The organism is Vibrio sp. 10N.247.311.13 (assembly GCF_041467595.1).
Taxonomy (GTDB): Bacteria; Pseudomonadota; Gammaproteobacteria; order Enterobacterales; family Vibrionaceae; genus Vibrio; species Vibrio crassostreae_C.
The window spans coordinates 13,509-36,616 of record NZ_JBFSUX010000012.1 but is presented as its reverse complement, the minus strand read 5'-3'; the positions used below and the strand labels follow the sequence as shown (position 1 = coordinate 36,616).

Below are 23,108 nucleotides of genomic sequence, written 5' to 3'. Positions count from 1 at the left end.
AATTAGCTAAATCGCTTTCGCCCCAAAGCGCCCTAGGAACTATAAATTAGTGGCCAACATTACTTAGCCACAACAAAAGGCTTCACACCTATTCCTTCCCGATGTTTTAGCCTTATAAAGGGAATTGTCAGCTTGTAAAAACAAGTTATCGGTATCAATAACTTTTCCTTTGATAGTAGAAATGCCAATACTTACCGTGACAACACCTGCATCGGTAGAGTATTCATGAGTCATTGCTTCAGCTTGTATATTTTTTCTTATTCTTTCTGCGACATATTTTGCATCACGGAGGTTAGTATTGGGCAATACAGCCACAAACTCTTCTCCACCATACCTTACTAGTAGATCAGAATCTCTATACACATTTTTTCTTAATTGGCTAGAAATTATCTTTAGCGTTGTATCCCCCGCAGCATGACCATAATTATCATTGTAGTTTTTGAAATTATCAATATCTATAATCAGAAGTGACAAGGGCTCACCAGATCGCATTGCTAAGGCTGAAATTTTTTTTAAATATGCTGAATAAATACGACGATTATATAGCCCTGTCAAAGGATCAATCTCGCTAAGCTCCTTTAATTTTATATTTGCCTCAACTAATTCTTTTTCCTTAAGGTCAAGAAGTTTTTGAAGCTTTACTTGCTCAGTAATATCACGACTAATACCGAACATTCCTATCAACTCACTTCCTCCATCTTTGTAAAGAGGCCATTTACAGGTAGATACCCAGCCCTCATTTCCCTCATTATCTGTATAAGGTTCGATTGAGGTTGTTTTCTGTATTCGACCTTCGATTATTTTCTCATCTTCCTTACGATACATTAATGCATGTTCATGAGGAAACAGATCAAAGTCATCTTTATCGTGAAGTTCCCTCCATGAGTTTTTCCCGACAAGCTCTGCAAAGTTCTGACTGCACAATATGAACCTATAATTCATATCCTTAAAGTAGATGTAATCGCTAGTAATAGATAATAAGGACATGAAGTGACTGAGGAAATTACTTTGCATATATCTGCTCTCTTATTTTTCGGGGGCTCACAAAATGTCAGCGTTAAATTGTCCGTCAATATGAAAGATAGCTGACTTGGCCACCTAAACCAAGTCACTACCTTCATTACCTAAGCCAATCGAAGTTGGTATTTTAGGTCTACTGATAGTGGATATATGTATAATTAAGCAAGTTGTTGTGGCTAAGTGAATTTGGCCACTAATTTAGAGTGAACCAACAACATTTTCTATCTCGCAATGTGCCCCATTGCGACTTAGCGAGTAAATTGTTACGGTCACATTCCACCAGTTGTTTGGAGTTCTCTGCCTTCAAAAGTAACCATAAATAGTTTTAGAGTGTAGCTTCCTAAAATAGTGGTATTTAATATGCTATTCCCCTGTATATTATGCATCTTAGTAATTACAGGGTATAAGGAAGGGTATCATTATGGAGTCTTGTTTGATTTTCTTTTTAAATCATCGTGTTACTTTCTTTTTGGCGGTGTGATGTAAATATTACAATAGTCTGTGACGTGGTGTAGTGAAATAGTTAATTTGGCTACAAATTAAAAGGTTAAACCACTGCGGGTAACACATGTGATGGTCAATGGAGTGAGGGCATTCGTTAGATTCCTTCACTACCCCTACAAAATCCAATGTGTATTACTATCGACTAGTACAATAACTCTAGCAAGCTTTTGTCCAAAAGTTTGTTATACACACATCCACTATACGGTGATCCCTACACCACACTCACCACCAAAAAAAGCGCAGACCTTTCGATCTGCGCTTGTGGTTATTGTCCCGATAACACTGTTTAAATCGTTTTCAATTAACCCACGTTCTTACGTGCGTTTTGGAACATACGCATCCAAGCGCCATTCTCGCCCCAACCTTCCGGAGACCAAGAGTTTGCAACCGTACGGAATACACGCTCTGGGTGAGGCATCATAATTGTCACGCGGCCGTCAGTCGTTGTTAAACCTGTGATAGCGTTTGGCGAACCATTCGGGTTATTCGGGTATTGCTGCGTTTGGTTACCGTTGTTATCAACGTAACGTAGAGCAACCGTACCTGAGTTTTCAATCGCGTTTAGGTGGTCGTTATCACGTACTTCTACGCGGCCTTCACCGTGAGAAACAGCGATTGGCATACGAGAACCTTCCATGCCGTTGAAGAATACAGAATCTGACTTCTGAACTTCTACTAGGCTGAAACGTGCTTCAAAGCGCTCAGATTCGTTGCGAACGAAACGTGGCCAATACTCCGCACCTGGGATAAGTTCACGTAGATTCGACAGCATCTGACAACCGTTACACACACCTAGAGAGAAGGTATCTTCACGCTTGAAGAAGTTTTCAAACTGGTCACGAGTAGAGTCATTAAACAAAACCGACTTCGCCCAACCTTCACCAGCACCTAGTACATCACCGTAAGAGAAGCCACCACATGCCACAAGGCCGTTGTATTCTTCTAGTACCGCTTGACCTGTTAGGATGTCGCTCATGTGAATATCAGTTGCTTCGAAGCCTGCACGGTCGAATGCTGCTGCCATTTCAACGTGAGAGTTAACACCCTGCTCACGTAGAATCGCCATCTTAGGCTTAGCACCTGTGTTGATGAACGGTGCTGCGATGTCTTCGTTTACGTCAAAGCTCAGTGTCACGTTCAGACCTGGGTCCGAGTTGTCTTTCTTCGCTTCGTGTTCTTGGTCAGCACATACTGGGTTATCACGCAGACCTTGCATCTTGTGCGTTGTCTCAGCCCAGATAGTACGTAGTTCAGTACGGTTACGTTCAATCACTACAGACTCGCCAGATTTAATCACTAGTTCATCTGATGCTTCCCCTTCACCAACAACGCTGCCAATCACATGAGAACATGCTTCTAGACCGTTAGCTGCAAGAGTAGAAAGTACTGCGTCTAGGTCGTCGTTACGGACTTGGATTACTGCACCTAGCTCTTCGTTGAACAGTGCTGCTAGCGTGTCTTCACCTAACGCTTCAATGTTTGCATTAACACCACAGTGACCTGCGAATGCCATTTCTGCTAGCGTTACGAATAGACCACCATCGCCTTTATCGTGGTAAGCGACAACTTGGTCGTTCGCTACAAGTGCTTGAACGCCTTCGTAGAAACCTTTTAGTTGCGCTGCGTTGTCTACGTCTGCTGGCTTGTCACCAAGCTGCTTGTAAACCTGTGCAAGTGCTGTTGCACCCATACGGTTTTTGCCGTTACCTAGGTCGATAAGAACTAGGCTTGTATTACCTTTGTCAGTGCGAAGCTGAGGAGTAATCGTCTTACGAACATCTTCAACACGTGCAAACGCAGTGATAACAAGAGATAGCGGAGACGTTACTTCTTTCTGCTCGCCATTCTCTTCCCACTTAGTCTTCATCGACATTGAGTCTTTACCCACTGGGATAGTTAGACCCAGAGCTGGACATAGTTCTTCACCAACCGCTTTAACCGCTTCGTAAAGACCTGCATCTTCACCTGGGTGACCTGCTGGAGACATCCAGTTAGCCGACAGTTTAATGTGTTTGATATCGCCGATGTTGGTCGCTGCGATGTTAGTAATTGCTTCACCAACCGCTAGACGAGCCGATGCGCCGAAGTCTAGAAGTGCCACTGGCGTACGCTCACCAAGAGACATAGCCTCACCGTGGTAAGAGTCGTAGCTTGCCGCTGTTACTGCGCAGTTAGCAACAGGAACCTGCCATGGACCAACCATTTGGTCACGAGCTACAAGGCCTGTTACCGAGCGGTCACCGATGGTGATAAGGAATGTTTTCTCAGCGACTGTTGGCAAGCGAAGAACACGGTCAACCGCTTCGTTCATCTCGATGCCAGAACGGTCAATCGCAGGGTTGTTAGCTTTTAGCGTTTTCGCGTCACGGTGCATCTTAGGTGTTTTACCTAATAGGATGTCCATTGGCATATCGATTGGCGTGTTGTCGAAGTGAGAATCTTCTAATTTAAGATCACGCTCTTCAGTTGCTTTACCAACAATCGCGAATGGAGCGCGTTCACGCTTACAAATCGCTTCAAATGTCGCTAAGTCTTTATCAGCAACCGCCATTACGTAACGCTCTTGAGATTCGTTACACCAGATCTCAAGTGGGCTCATGCCCGGCTCATCGTTTGGCACGTCACGTAGATTAAAGATACCGCCACGCTCGCCATCGTCGACTAGCTCAGGAAGAGCATTCGAGATACCGCCCGCGCCCACATCGTGGATAAATGCGATTGGGTTCGCATCACCAAGCTGCCAACAACGGTCGATAACTTCCTGACAACGACGCTCCATCTCTGGGTTTTCACGTTGTACAGAAGCGAAATCAAGATCTTCAGAAGAAGAACCAGAATCCATTGAAGATGCCGCACCGCCGCCAAGGCCGATGTTCATCGCAGGACCACCTAGAACGATTAGGCTTGCACCTACCGGGATCTCTTTCTTCTGAACGTGCTCATCACGGATGTTGCCAAGACCACCAGCTAGCATGATTGGTTTGTGGTAACCACGCACTTCTTCACCTGCGTGAGAGTTTACTTTCTCTTCGTAAGTACGGAAGTAGCCAAGTAGGTTTGGACGACCAAATTCGTTGTTGAATGCCGCGCCACCAAGAGGACCTTCAAGCATGATATCCAGAGCAGTAACGATACGGCTTGGCTTACCAAAGTCAGTTTCCCAAGGTTGAACGAAGTTCGGGATCTTAAGGTTAGATACAGAGAAAGCAACAAGACCCGCTTTTGGCTTACCACCAATACCGGTTGCGCCTTCATCACGGATTTCACCGCCTGAACCTGTCGATGCGCCTGGCCACGGTGAGATTGCCGTTGGGTGGTTGTGCGTTTCAACTTTCATCAAGATGTGTGTTTTTTCTTGGTGGTAGCTGTACTGGCGAGTTTCTGGATCTGGGAAGAAACGACCAACTTCAGAACCTGTCATTACCGCTGCGTTATCTTTATAAGCAGACAGAACATGTTCTGGTGTCGTTTCAAAGGTGTTCTTAATCATCTTGAACAATGATTTTTCTTGCTTAACGCCATCGATAGTCCAATCAGCGTTAAAGATCTTATGACGACAGTGCTCTGAGTTCGCTTGTGCAAACATCATTAGCTCGATGTCCGTCGGGTTACGACCTAGCTTCTCAGTGAAGCTTTCAAGAAGGTAATCAATCTCATCTTCTGCAAGTGCAAGACCTAGAGTAACGTTTGCTTTTTCAAGCGCTTTACGTCCACCAGTTAGTAGGTCAACTTCCGCATAAGGAGCAGGCTCAGCAACGGTAAATAGTGCCGCCGCTGATTCGAAGTCAGTGAAAACCACTTCCATCATACGGTCGTGCAGGATTGCTTTCAGCTCAACAAGTTGAAGTTCAGAAAGTTCAGCAGAGGTTTCAATGTAGAAAGCAGTACCGCGCTCTAGACGTGACACTTTAGCCAGTCCGCAGTTGTGTGCGATATCTGTTGATTTTGAAGACCAAGGCGAGATAGTGCCTGGGCGTGGCGTTGCAAGCAGCAGTAAACCTTCAGGTTCATGCTCTTCAATCGTTGGACCGTAAGTCAGTAGCTTTTCTAGCTTCTCAACTTCAGACTCATCTAGGTCTGCCGTTAGATCAGCAAAGTGGGCAAACTCAGCGTAAATACCTGTTACAGGTAAGCTTAATTCACGACAAAGCTCTAAAAGCTTGTTAACACGAAACTCAGATAGAGCTGGGGAGCCACGCAAAATTCTCATGTGCTTACGTCTCTTATGCAGTTGATTAAGGTAGTATTGGAATAAATTCAGTGGGTTAAAGGAAAAACCTAACTGTTTTCTTCGAAGCTATTCCCGAAGGTTTAAAAACCTATGCCGATCCCACCTCTTCAATGCGAGCGCATTATAAAGCATTTCTTTTTGTGACGTAACACCAAAAGCAACCGTTTGCGTGATTTTTTTTATCTTTCTGCGTAAATGGTACTTTTGCTGCATTTATCACCACTTTTACAACTGTTTAATTAAACCTGCTTTGCCAGCCTTGCGGGGTTTGGTATAAAGGAGCTTCCACTTTTCGAGATTTCATTTTGATGCCTAAATTTACGCTCATCTTTTCGTCTAAGTTCCTTCTGCTCGCCATCGCCCTATTTGGGTTGGCTGGATGCCAGATTGAATCTGAACCTAAAAGTGTCCTTGAGCAGATACGAGATCGTGGCGTTCTTCGTGTCGGCACCCTAAATAACCAACTCTCTTATTACATCGGTCCTGATGGTCCTGCTGGCTTGGATTACGAATTAGCTCGTGAATTTGCGCAGGAGCTTGGTGTAAAGCTTGAGGTTAAACCCGCTTACCGTTTGTCAGGCTTATTCCCTGCGTTGAAGAAAGGCGAGATCGACCTTATCGCGACCGGCTTAACGCAAAATAACAAACTGACACGCGCTTACCGCGCCGCGCCTGCTTATTACTATGTAAGCCAACAGGTCGTGTACAAAAAGGGCCAATGGCGCCCAAGAAACCTTGAGCAATTGATCAATTTTGAGAATGAGCGTCAGGCTGAGTTTGTAAAAGCACAAGCTGAATCAGAAGCTGCGGTATCAAGCGAGACGCTGACGCCCTCTTTGGTTGTGGTGAAAGACTCGCACTTTGAACCAACACTCAAACTGCTGCAGAAAACGCACGATGACTTCATCTATGACGCGGTTGGCAATGCAGACATCAATGACCTGCTAAAAGAAGTATCAACAGGCGAACGTTTATTCACAGTGGCCGACTCTATCGAGCTATCACTGGCGCAACGTTTGTACCCAGATGTTGCCTTGGCATTTGAGCTGACAGAAGACCAACCTATCTCTTGGTACCTAAATAGATCGGAAGATGAAAGCCTGTATGCTTTGCTGATTGAGTTCTTCGGTAACCTAAAACAGTCTGGTGAACTGGCTTCACTAGAAGAGAAATACATCGGCCACATCGGCACTTTTGACTACGTTGATACTCGTGCCTTTATCCGCGCACTGGACAGCAAGTTGCCAAAATGGTCGCCGCTATTTCAAAGGTACTCTCAAGAATTTGATTGGCGCTTGATTGCCGCTTTGGCCTACCAAGAATCACACTGGAACCCTGTTGCGCGCTCACCAACGGGTGTTCGTGGCATGATGATGTTGACACTGCCCACCGCGAAGAGTGTTGGGGTAACCAACCGTCTCGACCCGAACCAGTCGGTACAAGGCGGTGTTGAGTACCTGCGTCGTATCGTGAACCGAGTACCAGATTCAATCACTCAACACGAAAAGATCTGGTTTGCACTTGCTTCATACAATGTCGGTTACGGGCACATGATGGACGCGCGTCGCCTCACGAAGGCACAAGGAGGAGATCCTGATGCTTGGGGCGATGTGAAAGACAGATTACCTCTGTTAAGACAGAAGAAGTACTACAGCCAAACTCGATATGGGTATGCGCGTGGTGATGAAGCGAGAAACTACGTTGAAAACATTCGCCGTTATTACCAAAGCATTATTGGCCATGTAAATAAGCGCAATAAAGAACAAGAAGCGACCCTTGAAGGTTTGGTGGTGATCCCACCTTTAGAAACCTCAGGTGCTGAATCGAGTATCAGCGCAGCTCAGTCGACAGTAAGCAGTTCTGAGCCTTCACAGTAAAACCCAAAAGAGCAATGCCATCTAGCATTGCTCTTTTTTATTGTCTTTTTTCGACTCTTCTTTCGTCACTAAGGGATAAGGGAAGCAGGCAAGAAAATGATGATGAGATCTAGAGTGTCATATTGCAGTAACAATCGAACCTTATAACGGCACACCACAATCAAGATTATGCTCTGTTGCACTGCAATGCTGGCTTTAGACTAGAACTGCTCTTCTATTTAAGCCAAGCGTGCGACAGGCCAAACAAACGAATAACACTATAATTAAATCGTTAGTCCAAACTAAAAAGTCAGACGACAAATAGGAAATCATTGAAATGATGAAGAAACTGAAATCGAAACGCCTTGATAAGACCGTTGCTGCAAACCGTCGTAAGCGTATGCTTTCAAATAATAAGAAGAAGATCATTTGGCGCAATCGCGCTTTCATGCAGATGATTGCTGAGTAAATGTAGTTACTCAGTCAGTTTGCTTGGCACTCTTGCGATAGAGAGTGCCGAAAGTACGCTGCTATTTCTTATTGCCAGCCTTCATCTCTGCTTCTAAACGCTGCTCTTCCAACAGACGTTCTTGCTTTCGCTTCTCTTTTATCTCTTTTCTACGACGCTTGAAAAACGCTTGTAATTGCTCACGGCACTCTTCCTCTAACAAACCATGTTCAACGTCGGCATAGTGGTATGAGGCCTGGCTTTCAAACAAATTCAACACTGTACCTGCAGCGCCTGCTTTTAAGTCTGGAGCACCAAACACAATGCGCTTTACTCGGCTGTGTAGCAAGGCACCTGCGCACATTGGGCAAGGCTCTAGCGTAACGTATAAAGTGGTATCGAGTAGCCGATAGTTTTCTAAGGTTTGACCGGCTTTACGCAAGGTTTCAATTTCTGCGTGTGCCGTAGCATCGTGGCTGCCAATCGAACGGTTCCATCCTTCAGAGATAATCTCCCCATCTTTTACTAATACTGCACCAACAGGAACCTCTCCCTCGCTCTCTGCTTGCGTAGCCACCTCGATGGCGCGTCGCATGAAGATTTCATCTTGAGGGGTGAATTGATGGTCTGACAAAGGGAACTCCAGAAACAAAGGATAAAAACGAAAATAGGTATGCGGTGAAGCATACCTAATCTTAGAGATAATGAACAATAAAGAGGTAATAGACAACAACAGACAATGAACCATTGCTGGTTGGTCGAACTGTTAGCTATTAGCGTCTTCTATGTCATCGGCTATTGGCGTCGCTTTGATACTCACAATGCGATTGTTCTCAACAGAGATAATTTCAAACTGCCACTGCTGGTATTGAACAACTTCGCCTGCATCCGGTAAGCGCCCTATTAACCATGTCACAAGGCCATTCAGCGTTTGGAAGCTCTCGCTTTCGCCCTCAAAATCCGATAGCTCTAAACGGTTTTTCAGTTCACTAATAGGAATCAATCCATCCACCAACAAACCGTCTTCCACTTGCTCGGTCCAAAGATCGTTCGGATTATTCGATAGCTCGCCAGCAATCGCCTCAAGAATATCGTAATGAGTCACAAGACCTTGAACATCGCCATACTCGTCGACAATGAATGCCATCTCGGTGCCCGACTCTTTAAAGTAGCCAAGTAGACGCAGAGCTTTCATCGATTCTGGAACATAGATCGGCGAGCGAGACAGCCCCATGATCACTTGAATGCTTAGATTGCCCGCCTGATTCAACAAGGCTTTGGCTGACACTGTACCCACCACTTTATTGAGGTGATCTTGGCACAATGGAAACACACTGTGTTTTGATGAACGCAGTTTCTTTAATATCTGCTCAACGGGTTGGTCGACATCCAGAAAGTCGATGTCTCGACGCGGAGTCATCAATGAGCTCACAAGACGATCATCAAGCTGCAAGATATTACGAATCATCTCTTGTTCGCCGCGTTCAATCACACCCGATTCTGAGCCCTCTTTCACAAGTGCATGGATATCATCTTCGGTAACGCTATCTTCTTCACCGCCTCGGCCCATCAACTTAAGAATACCTTCCGTTGAAGCCGACAACGCAAACACAAACGGCGTCGCGATTTTAGATAACCAGAAGATTGGCAGCGCGACTAACACAGCAATGTTTTCAGCTTGAGACTGAGCAAAACGCTTTGGTACCAACTCACCGACAACGATAGCGAAATAAGTAATACCTACCACCACAACCGCAGTAGACAAGATGTTCGCTTGTGTTGGGTCTAGTCCCCACAGTTCAAGTTGAACGGCTAGTGGAGCCGATAGCGTCGCCTCACCCACAATCCCGCTGAGTAGGCCGATTACCGTGATACCGATTTGGATTGTAGAGAGGAAGCGGGTTGGGTTTTCTTTGAGATCAAGAGCAACCTGAGCGGAGCGGTGTTTTTCGGCTAAGCGTTTCAGCCGACTATTTTTTGCTGCTACCAATGCAATCTCAGACATGGCAAACAGACCATTTAAAACAATTAACCCTACTAAAAGCAGAATTTTCATGTGGCTTGGATTTCCTAAATTTACCGGCCAACAATTAGCCGTAATCCGGAGTATAAGCTGAGTGCGTTTATTTGGGATATAGAAAGTTTTGAATATAAAAAGTTTTGGATATAGAAAGTTTTGGATATAAAAAACGGAAAAAATAGCGAAAAAAAGCCCGCACATTTCGGTGCGGGCTTAGCAATGAATAAAGCTTAGTTTTGCTTAGTTCAATCTTACATTGTGTAAGTGTAAGGTGCTTGGATACCTAGTGGGATACCAAGAGCCCAGTAAGCTAGCAAGAAGATAGACCAACCGATTAACATCGCAATCGAGAATGGCATCATTAGAGAAGCTAGAGTACCGATACCTGTCGACTTAACGTAGCGCTGACAGTAAACAACAACCAGTGGGAAGAACACCATTAGTGGAGAGATGATGTTAGACACTGAGTCACCTACACGGTAAGCCGCTTGAGATAGCTCAGGAGAGATACCCACAACCATTAGCATTGGAACTAGGATAGGACCAATCAGTGCCCACTTAGCTGAAGCTGAACCAACAAGAAGGTTAACTGCAGCCGTTAGTAGAATCATACCAACAACCGTTGCTTCACCTGGAAGGTCCATCGCTTTCAAGCCTTCAGCACCGTAAAGTGCCAGCATAGTACCGATGTTTGATTGAGCGAATGCAGATAGGAACTGAGCACAGAAGAACGACATTACAATGTATGCGCCCATCGTTGCCATCGTCTCAGACATTGCTTTGATAACATCATTACTATTCTTGAATGTACCCGCTACACGGCCGTAGACGATACCCGGAATAATAAACAGGATGAAGATCAGAGGAACGATAGACTTCATTACTGGTGCTGAGAACGCCGTTAATTCGCCTTCAGGTGAACGAAGTGCTGAGTTTTCAGGCATTAGAGCCGCGATAAGCAGACCAATACCGGCAACCATTGCCCAACCAGCGAATTTGAATGCTTTAGATTCAATGGCTGTGAACGTACCTAGATCAGGTGCTTGTTCTGCATCTTCATCTACAGGCGTATTAGCAAGACGAGGCTCGATAATTTTCTCTGTAACGTACCAACCAATTGCCACAATTAGAATTGAAGACAAACCAGTAAAGAAGATGTTCGCTAGAGGGTTGATCACATATGCAGGGTCAAGAACGTTTGCCGCTGTTTGAGTGAAACCAGCTAGTAGCGGATCAATACCTGAAGGGATAAAGTTCGCTGAGAAACCACCTGATACACCAGCAAACGCTGCTGCAATACCCGCTAGAGGGTGACGACCCGCAGCGTGGAAGATGATACCGCCAAGAGGGATTACTAGAACGTAACCTGCATCAGCTGCTGTGTGAGACACGATAGCAACCAAGATTAGCATCGGCGTTAGTAGCTTAGCTGGCGTGAAGTTAAGCATCTTCTTAAGGCCAGTCGTAATGAAGCCTGAAGAGTCTGCAACGCCAACACCTAGCATAGCAACAAGTACGATGCCTAGAGGTGCGAAGCCTGTGAACGTGGTAACCATATTCGCTAGGAAGCTAGCAAGCGCTTCACCAGTTAGTAGGTTGTTTACTTCAAGAGCAGCACCCGTTTGAGGGTTGATTAAGTCGAATGAAAGATTCGATAAAAGTGCAGATGCTACCCATACAATAACTAGAGCCCAGAAGAACAGGATTGCTGGATCTGGAATTTTGTTGCCGGCGCGTTCAATGAAGTTTAGAAAGCGGTCCATACCACTGATCTTCTCAGTCGATGGTGCTTTTTTTACGGCTTGGTTACTCATTGTAACTCCATATGTGATGTTGTTTTGTTTAGGCCTAATATAAGTTTTGACCACGGCCTATTGGTACAGCACATATTCTATTAAAGTCGTTGTTAAAAAGCACAAGATTCCACCTAATTTTCCATAAATGGAGAAATATTTTGCAAAAATACCATACAACCACAACAATATAAAAACATAAAAAACACCATTCCATATACAGAGTTTTAACTAGCACGTAAACAATGTCCGAGGAGTGAAAATTATCAGTAAAAGGGGTAGCATGAGCCTTGGCATGCAGTAAACGTTTGCTTGAGGGTCAATCAAACTCACTGTATTTGGAGAGCATAGTTTCGAGGTAAATACTTTGTGCGTGGTTCATACGATCTTGCCATGCAATTGTGACAGTAATGCTTTTTAATGCGCTAGACAGAGCACCGTTTGCATTAGTCACTTCACAAGTCATGGCATAGGCAGACCCCGACAAACCGGATAAAGGATCTGAACTTGCTGTGTTGAGACAATGACTCGCCTGGTTTAGTTCTGAAAAAGGAATTAAACCTACCGCCCCACTCGCATTAGACGCCCGAGTTCGATAATACTCCATCTGCCTTTCAGCAAAATGCAGCGCCTCTACGCTGTGGAGCGCAAAATCCGATTTTTGTTCAGCGTAGACCTGTAATTTAACCAGCCCTAGTGAGGCAACGCCAATCAACAGAAAAGAGATAAGAACCTCTATCAAGCTAAAACCTGAGTTCTTAGAAATCATTCCATGATCCTCGCTTCCACTTCGCTTTTAAAGGAGTGCTATGAGGGTTGTATTCACCGGTATAATCCAAATTGATTGAACCCTGAATTGTCGATAACCCACCAACAGAATCAAAGAACATCCCTCCTTTAGGGAAAAAAGAAGCAAATCCAATATAAACCGAATTACTCTGTACTAAATCAGTAATAGGAATTGTATCTGGAACTTTAGCCCACAAACCACTCAGTAGGTCGGTATCAGTATCGGGAGAGTTAGTGTTATCGAATACGGTCATATCATTTAGATGATAAAAAGCCCCGTCAAATACGCTCGCGTTACCATTCGCAACGATGCCGTCCTGAATCACTAAAGAGCGAGGCGTAATAACCCCTGGGATAGGTTCAACTACATTAATCGCAGGTGAATAAACGACGCAATCACCTATAACCCATACCTTATTCTCCCCACTTGAAAAGGCATCATTAATGGCTTTGCTACACTTATTTCCTTCATATTCACCATCAACCAAGTCAATATGCTTAGGGGGGACAACTGTCCGATCAATAAGGTCTATAACATGATAATCAAGCTTAATTTGGTCAATGTTCTCTGACGTCTTTGGCACGCCAAAATAATTAGAGAACGTATCGATATCCGGATCGAATTTGAAATCTGATTGAAAAGAGTTTGAAGGCAGCGCCCCAACGGAGTCGATGGTTGCATCATTGCTAATATTGGTGGTTTGTTGGCAAGACTCAAACGTAGAAAAAGGAGGTGACTCTGGAGTAATGGTCTTCAAACGTCCTCCTCCCTTTTGCTTATAGATAACACTATCTAAAAATCGAACCGATACACACTCGTTAATACCATCAACAGCAGTAAGAGCAATATCAGGATTAATATCGATATTGTGATCAGAAATAAATTCTAAACTCGAATTGGTTTGCATTACTCCTAATCCCGAAGCGTCTACAAAACTAATCTCTTTGTTCAGCGATAAAGACTCAGAACTCGACACCAATATATTTGGCGTGAGTGCTTCTGATCCCAACGTAACGACTTTCGACTGCTGACAATAATCCATTAAATCATTGGGAATAGCTGTCAGATCATTTTCAGCGATGTAAGTGAAGCCACACTCCAAGCCACCTTCCGATCGCCAGTGGGCTTTGCGACCTTCGACCTCATTTTGAGCCACTTTGATCTGATGAAAAGCACTGCGGTATGAACCTAGCGTCACCACCAGCGCACCAATTAAAAGCACAGATGTAATCAATAAAGTCACCACACCACGCTGCTTTCTAAACATCATCATTGCCAGTTCCTCTGTTTAACGGAAACCGAAACCGACTTAGAAACACCCGCGGTTGGAATTGAGGCCGTAATACTGATATCGGTAAGCGTGGTTTTAATAGAGTTCTGCTCTAACAGATGAGCATCAACGCTAAATGCGTCCACCTCGATCAGGCTGTCATCAAACAGCGAATAACATCCGGTTACTTCATTGAAAGAAAGGAGATCCTCGCTAACAAGCGTGCCTTTTTCACATATTTGTAGTCGAGTACCTTTCTTACGGTAAACGATATGTCGGTGATCTTTACTTGCGCTCGAACCCTCTCGGAAGTAAACAAAACCCACCGCCACACCGCCACTCACTTGGATGGTGTTACTCGCGCCAGACAACTTGATTGAATAACCATTAGATCCATCGTAGCCCGCTCGTTGAATATCTTCTTTCATGACCTGCATGGTACTGGTTAGATTTTGCAGCAGTAGTAATTCAATGCCTTTGTCTTTGGCAATTCTCTGCCCTGTTATAAAGACACTGCCAATAATCGAAATCGCAAACACACCAATCACAGACGCCACCATTAACTCAATTAATGATGTGCCTTGCTGTTTAGTAGGCGCTACCACAATCGGTCTAACACGCATCATAGCCATACTGCGCACTCGACTCACCGCACACCTTAATTCGCCCAGGAGGGCTGGATAATTTAACCAACAATCTGTCTGTGGACGCTGTGTTTGGAGAAAGATAAATCGTCCCTCTGGCTGGCCTTCCCCTTACACTCTCAAAACTGATTCTTGCACCTGTGTAATTATGGGAAAACGATACATCTCGAAACGGTTCGCCTGACAACATCAGTAATGTTTCTCCAGAAAGATCCTCCGTAGGCTTTAACCGCACAGTCCACTCTCCGGTAGATTGCACCTCATTTTTATCCATAGAGAAATGCACCCACAGATCTTGGTTCCTTTTAACCGATTCAGACTTGGCTTGAATGAGAAAACCATTCAACTCTCCGGCGAGTCGCTGCATCTTGACGGTTTCAGTAACCGAACTAAAACTCGGGGCAGCCGCAGCTATCAGTATCGACAGCACCGATACCGTTACTAACAGCTCTAATAAAGTAAACCCGCGAGTCATTTCCCAAATTCCTATGTAACTCAATGCGCAACTGCATTTAATCTTGCACCGATGCTACCACCAGAGAAAAATGGGCAGAGATATGAAAGGAAACTACTCGCGATGATTCGAAGAAATATATGCAACAACAACAACTTAAGCATTAGAGGAATGACATTGATCGAATTATTGATCGCTGTCGCCATCGTGGGGATACTCGGCGCCATTGCGTATCCAAGTTATACCAACCATGTTATCAAGGCACATCGAGTTACAGCGATGGCCGACTTAACCAAGATGCAACTGGAGATAGAAACTCTATACACAGGGAACTATGCGTCGGCAGCGGAGAATATTATTTCAGGAGGGACATGCTTGTTTTGCGATACCGATACTAGCCGATACACGCTAGCGATCTCTGCGAGTAGCACCACCTATTCAATTCAAGCGGAACCGCTTTCGCAACAAGTAAATGATGAATGTTTTGACTCGAATACCGATAAGTTGGAATTGCACCACTCGGGTATTTCGGAGCCAGAAACGTGTTGGAAGTAACAAGAGCAACCACCAAAGGGCTCTAGAATTTATCTGATAAATCTCGACTCTTTCTTCTCGAGCTTCTTTTCCCCTGATCTACAGATACAAAAAAGCCTGCTAAACGAGCAGGCTTTTCCAACTTTATCAATAACTTAAATCATTAAAAACTCAAGGCATCAATAACCTAAGACATCAATAAATTGATTACTTAGTTAGGTCATCGAAGAAGTTTTTAACGCCGCTAAAGAAACCTTCAGACTTTGGCTTATGCTTGCTTGCCGCTTCACCACCACAGGTTTCTTCGAATTCACGCAGTAATTCTTTCTGGCGAGCGCTTAGCTTAACTGGAGTCTCAACCACTAGCTTAACGATTAGATCACCCACACCGCCACCACGAACGCCTTTCACGCCCTTGCCACGCATACGGAACATACGGCCCGTTTGTGTCTCTTCTGGTACCTTAAGGTTTACACGACCATCCAGTGTTGGAACTTCAACTTCACCGCCTAGAGCAGCCATAGAGAAGCTTACTGGTACTTCGCAGTAAAGGTTGTTGCCGTCACGTTCGAAGATGTTGTGCTCTTTTACGTGTACTTGTACGTACAGATCGCCAGCTGGAGCGCCTTGCTCCCCTGCTTCGCCTTCGCCAGATAGACGAATACGATCGCCAGTATCAACACCAGCAGGGATCTTAACGTTAAGTGTTTTCGTCTTCTGTTTGCGACCTTGACCATGACATGAGTTACATGGGTCTTTGATGATCTTGCCTTTACCGTTACAAGTAGGACAAGTCTGTTGAACCGCAAAGAAACCTTGGCGCATTTGTACTTGGCCGTGGCCATGACAAGTGCCACACGTTTGTGCAGAAGAACCCGCTTTCGCGCCGCTGCCGTCACAAGTATCACACTCTACAAGTGTTGGTACTTCGATTTCTTTAGAAACACCACGAACCGCTTCTTCTAGAGAAAGTTCCATGTTGTAACGTAGATCTGAACCACGTTGTGCACGCTGTTGACCGCCACCACGACGACCGCCGCCGAAGATGTCGCCAAATACGTCACCGAAGATATCGCCGAAGTCACCTTGACCACCGCCGCCGAAACCACCGCCGCCGCCCATGCCACCTTGTTCAAAGGCTGCATGACCGTATTGGTCGTAAGCTGCTTTCTTTTGAGAATCGGTTAGGATCTCGTACGCTACTTTTACTTCTTTAAACTTATCTGCTGCGGTCTCATCACCCTGGTTACGGTCCGGGTGGAATTTCATCGCTAAGCGTTTGTACGCTTTTTTAATATCGCGCTCTGATGCATCGCGGCTTACGCCTAATACTTCGTAAAAATCACGTTTTGACATGTTCTAGGTCACCAAAATAATTGCTACTACCGAATGATCACTTCAGTAGTCTGTGTATCAATCTAGATAAAAGTTCTGCCGGCTGAAATGCCGAATAAAGCTATTATCTAGATCGACAAGTCTAAATACAAATTTACGGGCGTGAGAGTTACCTCTGACGCCCGCAATAATAAGTCTTTGAGACAAATTTCTAAGCAGATAGCTTGAGTCCTAAGTGGAAGCGCGGAGCCTACGTTAGTAGGTGGACACTTCCGATAACGAAATCAGGCTACTCTGCGACGAAATTATTTTTTGTCTTCTTTAACTTCTTCAAACTCAGCGTCTACAACATCGTCGTCTTGCTTAGGTTGTTCACCAGCGTCAGCACCAGCTTGTTCAGCTTGAGCTTTCTGTTGAGCAATTTCCATTAGCTTTTGAGCTGCTTGCATAAGTTCTTGAACTTTAGCGTCGATAGCTTCTTTATCGTTACCAGACTTAACTTCTTCTAGTGCAGTGATAGCCGCTTCGATTTTAGCTTTCTCGTCTGCAGGTAGAGCTTCACCAGCTTCTTCTACTTGCTTCTTAGTGCCGTGAATCATTTGGTCAGCTTGGTTACGTGCAGTTACTAGCTCTTCGAACTTTTTGTCCGCTTCTTTGTTAGCTTCTGCTTCTTGTACCATTGCTTCGATCTCTTCCTCAGACAGGCCGCCTGATGCTTGGATAGTGATCTTCTGCTCTTTACCTGTTGCTTTATCTTTAGCAGATACGTTCAGGATACCATCAGCATCTAGGTCGAATGTTACTTCGATTTGTGGCATGCCACGTGGTGCTGGTTGGATACCTTCTAGGTTGAACTGACCAAGAGACTTGTTGTAAGTCGCTTGCTTACGCTCACCTTGAAGAACGTGGATAGTTACTGCGTTTTGGTTGTCTTCAGCTGTAGAGAACACTTGATCCGCTTTAGTAGGGATAGTTGTGTTTTTCTCGATAAGCTTAGTCATCACGCCGCCCATCGTTTCGATACCGAAAGATAGAGGAGTAACGTCTAGTAGTAGAACGTCTTTAACGTCACCAGCTAGTACACCACCTTGAACAGCAGCACCCATTGCAACAGCTTCGTCAGGGTTCACGTCTTTACGTGGCTCTTTACCGAAGAATTCAGTTACTTTAGCTTGAACCATAGGCATACGAGTTTGACCACCAACTAGGATAACGTCAGTGATTTCGCCTACAGATAGGTCAGCATCCGCTAGAGCAACTTTTAGTGGCTCAAGAGAACGTTGAACTAGGTCTTCAACTAGAGACTCAAGCTTCGCACGAGTCACTTTGATGTTCATGTGCTTAGGACCAGTCGCATCAGCAGTAACGTAAGGTAGGTTTACGTCAGTTTGAGTAGTAGAAGAAAGCTCGATTTTCGCTTTTTCTGCTGCTTCTTTAACACGCTGCATTGCTAGTGGATCAGCTTTAAGGTCGATACCTTGCTCTTTCTTGAACTCATCTACTAGGTAGTTGATCATGCGGTTATCGAAATCTTCACCACCAAGGTGAGTGTCACCGTTAGTTGAAAGAACTTCGAAAGTCTTCTCGCCTTCTACTTCATCGATTTCGATGATAGAGATATCGAATGTACCACCACCAAGGTCGTATACAGCGATAGTGCGATCACCACCTTGCTTGTCTAGGCCGTAAGCTAGAGCAGCAGCAGTTGGTTCGTTGATGATACGTTTAACATCTAGACCAGCGATACGGCCAGCATCTTTCGTTGCTTGACGTTGAGCATCGTTGAAGTAAGCAGGAACAGTTACTACTGCGCCAGTTACTTCTTCGCCTAGGAAGTCTTCAGCTGTTTTCTTCATTTTCTTAAGAACTTCAGCAGATACTTGAGGAGCAGCCATTTTTTGGCCTTGCGCTTCAACCCATGCATCACCGTTGTCAGCCTTAACAATGTTGAAAGGCATGATTTCGATATCGCGTTGAACTTCTTCATCTTCAAAACGACGACCGATTAGACGCTTAATTGCGTATAGCGTGTTTTGAGGGTTAGTAACTGCTTGACGTTTCGCAGGTTGACCAACTAGCGTCTCGCCGTCAGTGTATGCGATTACCGATGCTGTTGTGCGTTCGCCTTCAGCATTTTCTAGTACGCGTGGTTTGTCGCCGTCTAAAACAGCAACACAAGAGTTAGTAGTACCTAAATCAATACCAATGATTCGACCCATCAGGCTATCTCCGAAATATAATCTATATTAGTTTTTTGCTATACCCACATATGTGGGGGGCGGTAATCAGGGATTCAACCCTAATACACAAAATTTAAGTGCAAATGTAATTTGCTTTCGTATGCACCATAGATAAGGGCTGCAAACTGGTTTTCAAGGGAATAAGTAAAAAAAATCTATTTTTTCCCGTATCTTTTTACATAAAGGTAAAAAGTGACCGATCCCTTGCCAATTAAGGCTCCAATGTTGAGAAACTCTCGCATTTGTCGCCACATTGAAACCTCAACCCTATTCCAGATGCCATAAAAAAAGACCTTCATGTGGAAGGTCTTTTTCAAATAGATATTAATCAGTTAAATATTGTTCAAATGGTGACTGATTCAGCCATATTATTGGTTGAGCACTAACTGGTAGAAGCTCGCTTGAGTGTAATCACCCGCTTCCATACCACGCCATTCACAGGCTGAGCTCGACTTCTTAGTGTTGCATTGATTGTATGCGCCCGCCTTGAAGTACATCCAGTCCTGCCCATAACCAAGGTCGATATCATGCCCCTGATACTTACCCTTAGCCAAATCAACATCATACGTCTTCACAATAGGATCGGCTGAGTTTGGATTCTTAGTAAAGGTTAAGTGCATGATGTTATCTTTGATATTCACATCGTATGAGAACACTTCACCTAGCTTGATGCCATCAGCAGGGTCCGAGCTGCCTTTTTTCAGATTGTATTGACCAAATACATCATGGCGAATGTCTTTACGAAGTTTCTTTCCGTTTTCATCCTTCGCGTTTTTCATCTCTGTCGGCGGGTTTAACTCATAGTTCCACGTTAACGAACCATGCTCATGTTCTGGCAACTTGCGGTAAACAATTTTCAGAGGTTCATTATCCGACCCATGGATTTGACCAATAACCACAGAGAATGCACCGGTTTTCTTATAGTTACCGCTGGTGCTCACCTGATCAACAGAAAGTGTTGCCGTCATCTGGCCACCGATAGAGCCAAACTCTTCCGCGTTCTTATGGCTTGAAATCGCGAAGTTGTTGCTCGGCGCAGAGTAGCTATCCGCTAGCATCGCTCTTAGCTCACTGCGCGTGTTTTTACTGTTTGGCGTCGTTGGAGCTGTATTCGGAGCCACAAACACCATCGCACCAGACTCGGCATCCGTGTAGAACCATTTAGGGTGAACGTAAGGCGTGTCTACATTCGACAGTTCCTTTTTACCAATCTCCAGCGTTTTACCTTTTCTAGACCCTTCAGTCGTCAGCTCCGGTAAGTTAATTTTCCATTTAGATAAATCGAAGTTTTGTGCTGGTGCTTTTGCAGGGTCAAGATTGAACTGTTGACCAATATCGTGATTAGAAGCAAGAGCGGGAGCGGCTAAAAGGTTGGCAGTCAGTAGGCTAAGGTAAGACAGCTTCATTATTGGGTTTCCTTTATGTCGTCATAATGTAGGTTGTCAGAACAATAAAATAATATTGTATTATTATATGTGATCTATATTAAAGATTGAAAACTGATGGCCAATTCGGCACGAGTAAAAAGAAAAAATGAGACTTAACACCAATCAAAGATCTTTTTAGCTAAGTTATCAGATAGCCCAAAGCACTTATCATCAGAAACAAAAAAGCCCCGCTCTCATTGAGCGGGGCTTCTAATTATCGAATCTTAATTAAGAATTATGCTTCTGCTTTCTTTAGCTCAGCTTCTTCGTTAGCTTCAACGCCGATTTCGTTTTCAGACTTAGCAACGATAGTGTTAACCGCAGTATCACCAACAACGTTAGAAGAAGTACAGAACATGTCACAGATACGGTCAACAGCAGCAACAATCGCTAGACCTTCTGGTGGCAAACCTAGTTGGTGCAATAAAACACCGACCATTACAACACCACCGCCCGGAACACCACCAGCACCGATAGACAGTAGCAAGATAGTTAGACCTAGAGTGAAGATGTCAGCAGTGTTGATTGGCTGACCGAATGCGTTTGCTACGAACATAGTTGCTAGTGCGATGTAGATAGATACACCAGACATGTTCATTGTTGCACCCAGTGGTACACCGAAACCTGCCACTGACTTAGATACGTTCAGTTTGTCCGTTAGAGTGCGCATTGTTACTGGAATCGTCGCGTTCGAACTTGCCGTCGATAGTGAGAATAGAACTTGCTCACGAGTTGCACGTAGGAACTGCTTTGGAGAAATACCAGTGAATGAACCAACCATCATTGGGTAGAAGAAGAAAATCCAGAACACAAGCATTGCAACCACAAGCGCCACATAGCCAGCAACTGACATTAGCGTGTCTGCATCCAGTGTTGCGCCCAGTTGAATCATCAGAGCAAATACACCGTAAGGCGCCAAGCTCATTACTAGGCCGATAAGCTTCATCATGATTTCGTTAGCCATCTTGAATGTCTTGATGGCTGGGCCACCACGAGAATCAAGCGCTTGAATAGCAAGACCTGTCAAAATTGCCATGAAGATAATTTGTAGCATGTCGCCGCTTGCAAACGCTTCTACAGGGTTGCTAGGAACGATGTTAACAACAAGAGAGAAGATATCTGGTGTTTCAGTTGTTGTAAGCGCAATTGTCTCAGAAACTGTACCCGCTAGATTCGCACCAGCACCCGGTTGGAAAATAAGACCAATCGTTAGAGCAGCTGAAATCGCGATGATGGTGTTAATAATGTAAAGACCAAAGGTTTTACCACCAAGGCGACCAAATGAACGAATATCTTTTAGCTCAACGATACCGCAAACAATAGATACATATACAAGAGGTACTACAAGCAACTTGATAAGTGATACGAACATACCACCAGCACCTTCAGCAGCGCCGAGTAGGTACGTATCAAAAATAGCAATGCCGCTGAATAGGTACTGAATAGCAGTACCTATAATTAGGCCAGCAAACAAGCCTACAAAAATCTTACTTGAGAGCGATTTATCCATCGTTCTTCTCCAGTTTGTTGTGTTTAAAATTTGTACTTTTATAGTTATATATGCGACCAGAATCGCTATATTGCAGTGGATTTTACATACAAAGATAACAATTAAAAGCATTTATTTACAAAAACATTACAAGTGTGACATTGAAACATTTCTTCAATAACAACCAGTTTCATAATATAAAACTCTAAATCATTGTTCTGGATAAAATAAAAAGAACGACATTCTTAATGCCATATTGGTGACTATTTACGTGGACTCTCAAGTTACAGGCATAAAAAAAGAGAGGCCTATGCCTCTCTTTTCATTTCACGTTAACCAGTGAATTATTTTGTCGCCGCTATTTTGTTACTTCACAATTACCATAATCAACTGCTTGGCAAACGGCCATTCAATTACTTAGCAACCATTACCATTGCAGGGCGAATAACACGGCCGTTAAGCTCGTAGCCTTTCTGCATCACAAACATAACCGTGTTTGATTCGTGATCTGGGCTTTCTTGGATAGACATCGCTTGGTGGAATTCAGGGTTGAACGCTTCACCTTCAGGGTTGATCTCTTTGAGACCAAACTTAGCAACTGTGTCTACGAACGTTTTGTGCGTTAGCTCAACACCTTCATACAGTGGCTTAACCACTTCGTTTTCAGCGTCTGCCGCTTGCATTGCACGCTCTAGGTTGTCGATTACAGGAAGCAGACCTTCAGCAAACTTGTTCAAAGCGAATTTACGCGCTTTATCAATTTCTTGTTCGCTACGGCGACGCATGTTTTCAACTTCAGCTTTCGCGCGAAGAACAGAATCTTGCTGCTCTTTCACTTTAGATTCGCTAGAAAGCAGTGCAGCTTCCAGTTGAGCGATTTTTGCTTCCTGCTCATCAGCAGCGTCTTCATTCAGTTCAGCTTCTTCAACTTTCTCAGCTTCAGCGATGATCTGATCTAGCTCTGCTTCGGTTACTTTGTTTTCTTCGTTGCTCATGATATCTCCAGAATTCGTTTTCAATGCAAGTGACAGGCGTGTTTGCGCCCCAAATTGA

At 44.4% G+C, this 23,108-nt stretch carries 16 protein-coding genes and 1 pseudogene; 3 read left to right on the top strand and 14 right to left on the bottom strand.

The features are described 5' to 3' along the window. Positions 1 to 63 precede the first annotated feature (63 nt). Positions 64 to 1,014 carry a GGDEF domain-containing protein gene (locus AB6E52_RS07540; protein ID WP_102320243.1) on the bottom strand — a complete coding sequence of 317 codons (951 nt, stop codon included), beginning with the start codon at positions 1,012 to 1,014 and terminating at the stop codon, positions 64 to 66. A gap of 811 nt (positions 1,015 to 1,825) precedes the next feature. Further along, on the bottom strand, positions 1,826 to 5,734 hold the full coding sequence (gene purL / locus AB6E52_RS07535) for a phosphoribosylformylglycinamidine synthase (protein ID WP_102320242.1): 3,909 nt from the start codon (positions 5,732 to 5,734) through the stop codon (positions 1,826 to 1,828). 329 nt (positions 5,735 to 6,063) lie between these two features. Between purL and mltF the strand changes: the two genes are divergently transcribed. Together mltF and AB6E52_RS07525 are read left to right on the top strand one after the other, a co-directional pair. Then, positions 6,064 to 7,632, top strand: coding sequence for a membrane-bound lytic murein transglycosylase MltF (gene mltF / locus AB6E52_RS07530; RefSeq protein ID WP_017059879.1), 1,569 nt, complete (start codon positions 6,064 to 6,066; stop codon positions 7,630 to 7,632). A gap of 316 nt (positions 7,633 to 7,948) precedes the next feature. Then, a complete protein-coding gene (locus tag AB6E52_RS07525; protein ID WP_017059878.1) occupies positions 7,949 to 8,080 on the top strand; it encodes a hypothetical protein in 132 nt (43 codons plus the stop codon). Between the two features lie 61 nt (positions 8,081 to 8,141). Here AB6E52_RS07525 and tadA read toward each other — a convergent pair. The 7 genes and pseudogenes from tadA to AB6E52_RS07490 all read right to left on the bottom strand — a co-directional run bounded on the left by tadA (position 8,142) and on the right by AB6E52_RS07490 (position 15,051). Beyond that, positions 8,142 to 8,746, bottom strand: a pseudogene (tadA, locus tag AB6E52_RS07520) (tRNA adenosine(34) deaminase TadA). Positions 8,747 to 8,825: 79 nt separating this feature from the next. Then, positions 8,826 to 10,115, bottom strand: coding sequence for a hemolysin family protein (locus tag AB6E52_RS07515; protein WP_017067641.1), 1,290 nt, complete (start codon positions 10,113 to 10,115; stop codon positions 8,826 to 8,828). Between the two features lie 215 nt (positions 10,116 to 10,330). Continuing rightward, the gene (locus AB6E52_RS07510) at positions 10,331 to 11,893 is read right to left on the bottom strand and encodes an AbgT family transporter (protein ID WP_017059875.1); all 1,563 of its coding nucleotides are present in this window, start codon (positions 11,891 to 11,893) and stop codon (positions 10,331 to 10,333) included. Positions 11,894 to 12,191: 298 nt separating this feature from the next. Then, complete coding sequence (locus AB6E52_RS07505) at positions 12,192 to 12,641, bottom strand: prepilin-type N-terminal cleavage/methylation domain-containing protein (protein WP_017062783.1); 450 nt, start codon at positions 12,639 to 12,641, stop codon at positions 12,192 to 12,194. Further along, entirely contained in the window at positions 12,631 to 13,935 is a 1,305-nt protein-coding gene (locus tag AB6E52_RS07500; protein ID WP_102320241.1) for a hypothetical protein, read from the bottom strand. Before AB6E52_RS07500 ends, AB6E52_RS07505 begins: the two co-directional genes overlap by 11 nt. Beyond that, entirely contained in the window at positions 13,932 to 14,564 is a 633-nt protein-coding gene (locus AB6E52_RS07495) for a PilW family protein (RefSeq protein WP_102320240.1), read from the bottom strand. The genes AB6E52_RS07500 and AB6E52_RS07495 overlap by 4 nt, the downstream gene beginning before the upstream one ends. Then, entirely contained in the window at positions 14,545 to 15,051 is a 507-nt protein-coding gene (locus AB6E52_RS07490; protein ID WP_102320239.1) for a GspH/FimT family pseudopilin, read from the bottom strand. The genes AB6E52_RS07495 and AB6E52_RS07490 overlap by 20 nt, the downstream gene beginning before the upstream one ends. Before the next feature lie 102 nt (positions 15,052 to 15,153). Between AB6E52_RS07490 and AB6E52_RS07485 the strand changes: the two genes are divergently transcribed. After that, positions 15,154 to 15,585, top strand: a complete 432-nt coding sequence (locus tag AB6E52_RS07485; RefSeq protein ID WP_102320238.1) for a type IV pilin protein — start codon at positions 15,154 to 15,156, stop codon at positions 15,583 to 15,585. A gap of 186 nt (positions 15,586 to 15,771) precedes the next feature. Here AB6E52_RS07485 and dnaJ read toward each other — a convergent pair whose 3' ends face one another. From dnaJ to grpE, 5 genes are all read right to left on the bottom strand, one after another. Then, the gene (dnaJ, locus tag AB6E52_RS07480) at positions 15,772 to 16,920 is read right to left on the bottom strand and encodes a molecular chaperone DnaJ (protein ID WP_017059869.1); all 1,149 of its coding nucleotides are present in this window, start codon (positions 16,918 to 16,920) and stop codon (positions 15,772 to 15,774) included. Between the two features lie 284 nt (positions 16,921 to 17,204). Continuing rightward, positions 17,205 to 19,118, bottom strand: coding sequence for a molecular chaperone DnaK (dnaK, locus tag AB6E52_RS07475; protein ID WP_017059868.1), 1,914 nt, complete (start codon positions 19,116 to 19,118; stop codon positions 17,205 to 17,207). Between the two features lie 389 nt (positions 19,119 to 19,507). Then, positions 19,508 to 20,545, bottom strand: a complete 1,038-nt coding sequence (locus tag AB6E52_RS07470; RefSeq protein WP_102320237.1) for a polysaccharide lyase family 7 protein — start codon at positions 20,543 to 20,545, stop codon at positions 19,508 to 19,510. Positions 20,546 to 20,801: 256 nt separating this feature from the next. Then, entirely contained in the window at positions 20,802 to 22,076 is a 1,275-nt protein-coding gene (locus tag AB6E52_RS07465; RefSeq protein WP_017062791.1) for a dicarboxylate/amino acid:cation symporter, read from the bottom strand. Positions 22,077 to 22,468: 392 nt separating this feature from the next. After that, a complete protein-coding gene (gene grpE / locus AB6E52_RS07460; RefSeq protein ID WP_102320236.1) occupies positions 22,469 to 23,050 on the bottom strand; it encodes a nucleotide exchange factor GrpE in 582 nt (193 codons plus the stop codon). Between the last annotated feature and the right edge of the window lie 58 nt (positions 23,051 to 23,108).

Coding starts and splice junctions, on each gene's coding strand:
- AB6E52_RS07540 (WP_102320243.1), bottom strand. CDS start 1,014: ATGCAAAGTAATTTCCTCAGTCACTTCATGTCCTTATTATCTATTACT.
- purL (WP_102320242.1), bottom strand. CDS start 5,734: ATGAGAATTTTGCGTGGCTCCCCAGCTCTATCTGAGTTTCGTGTTAAC.
- mltF (WP_017059879.1), top strand. CDS start 6,064: ATGCCTAAATTTACGCTCATCTTTTCGTCTAAGTTCCTTCTGCTCGCC.
- AB6E52_RS07525 (WP_017059878.1), top strand. CDS start 7,949: ATGATGAAGAAACTGAAATCGAAACGCCTTGATAAGACCGTTGCTGCA.
- AB6E52_RS07515 (WP_017067641.1), bottom strand. CDS start 10,115: ATGAAAATTCTGCTTTTAGTAGGGTTAATTGTTTTAAATGGTCTGTTT.
- AB6E52_RS07510 (WP_017059875.1), bottom strand. CDS start 11,893: ATGAGTAACCAAGCCGTAAAAAAAGCACCATCGACTGAGAAGATCAGT.
- AB6E52_RS07505 (WP_017062783.1), bottom strand. CDS start 12,641: ATGATTTCTAAGAACTCAGGTTTTAGCTTGATAGAGGTTCTTATCTCT.
- AB6E52_RS07500 (WP_102320241.1), bottom strand. CDS start 13,935: ATGATGATGTTTAGAAAGCAGCGTGGTGTGGTGACTTTATTGATTACA.
- AB6E52_RS07495 (WP_102320240.1), bottom strand. CDS start 14,564: ATGGCTATGATGCGTGTTAGACCGATTGTGGTAGCGCCTACTAAACAG.
- AB6E52_RS07490 (WP_102320239.1), bottom strand. CDS start 15,051: ATGACTCGCGGGTTTACTTTATTAGAGCTGTTAGTAACGGTATCGGTG.
- AB6E52_RS07485 (WP_102320238.1), top strand. CDS start 15,154: ATGATTCGAAGAAATATATGCAACAACAACAACTTAAGCATTAGAGGA.
- dnaJ (WP_017059869.1), bottom strand. CDS start 16,920: ATGTCAAAACGTGATTTTTACGAAGTATTAGGCGTAAGCCGCGATGCA.
- dnaK (WP_017059868.1), bottom strand. CDS start 19,118: ATGGGTCGAATCATTGGTATTGATTTAGGTACTACTAACTCTTGTGTT.
- AB6E52_RS07470 (WP_102320237.1), bottom strand. CDS start 20,545: ATGAAGCTGTCTTACCTTAGCCTACTGACTGCCAACCTTTTAGCCGCT.
- AB6E52_RS07465 (WP_017062791.1), bottom strand. CDS start 22,076: ATGGATAAATCGCTCTCAAGTAAGATTTTTGTAGGCTTGTTTGCTGGC.
- grpE (WP_102320236.1), bottom strand. CDS start 23,050: ATGAGCAACGAAGAAAACAAAGTAACCGAAGCAGAGCTAGATCAGATC.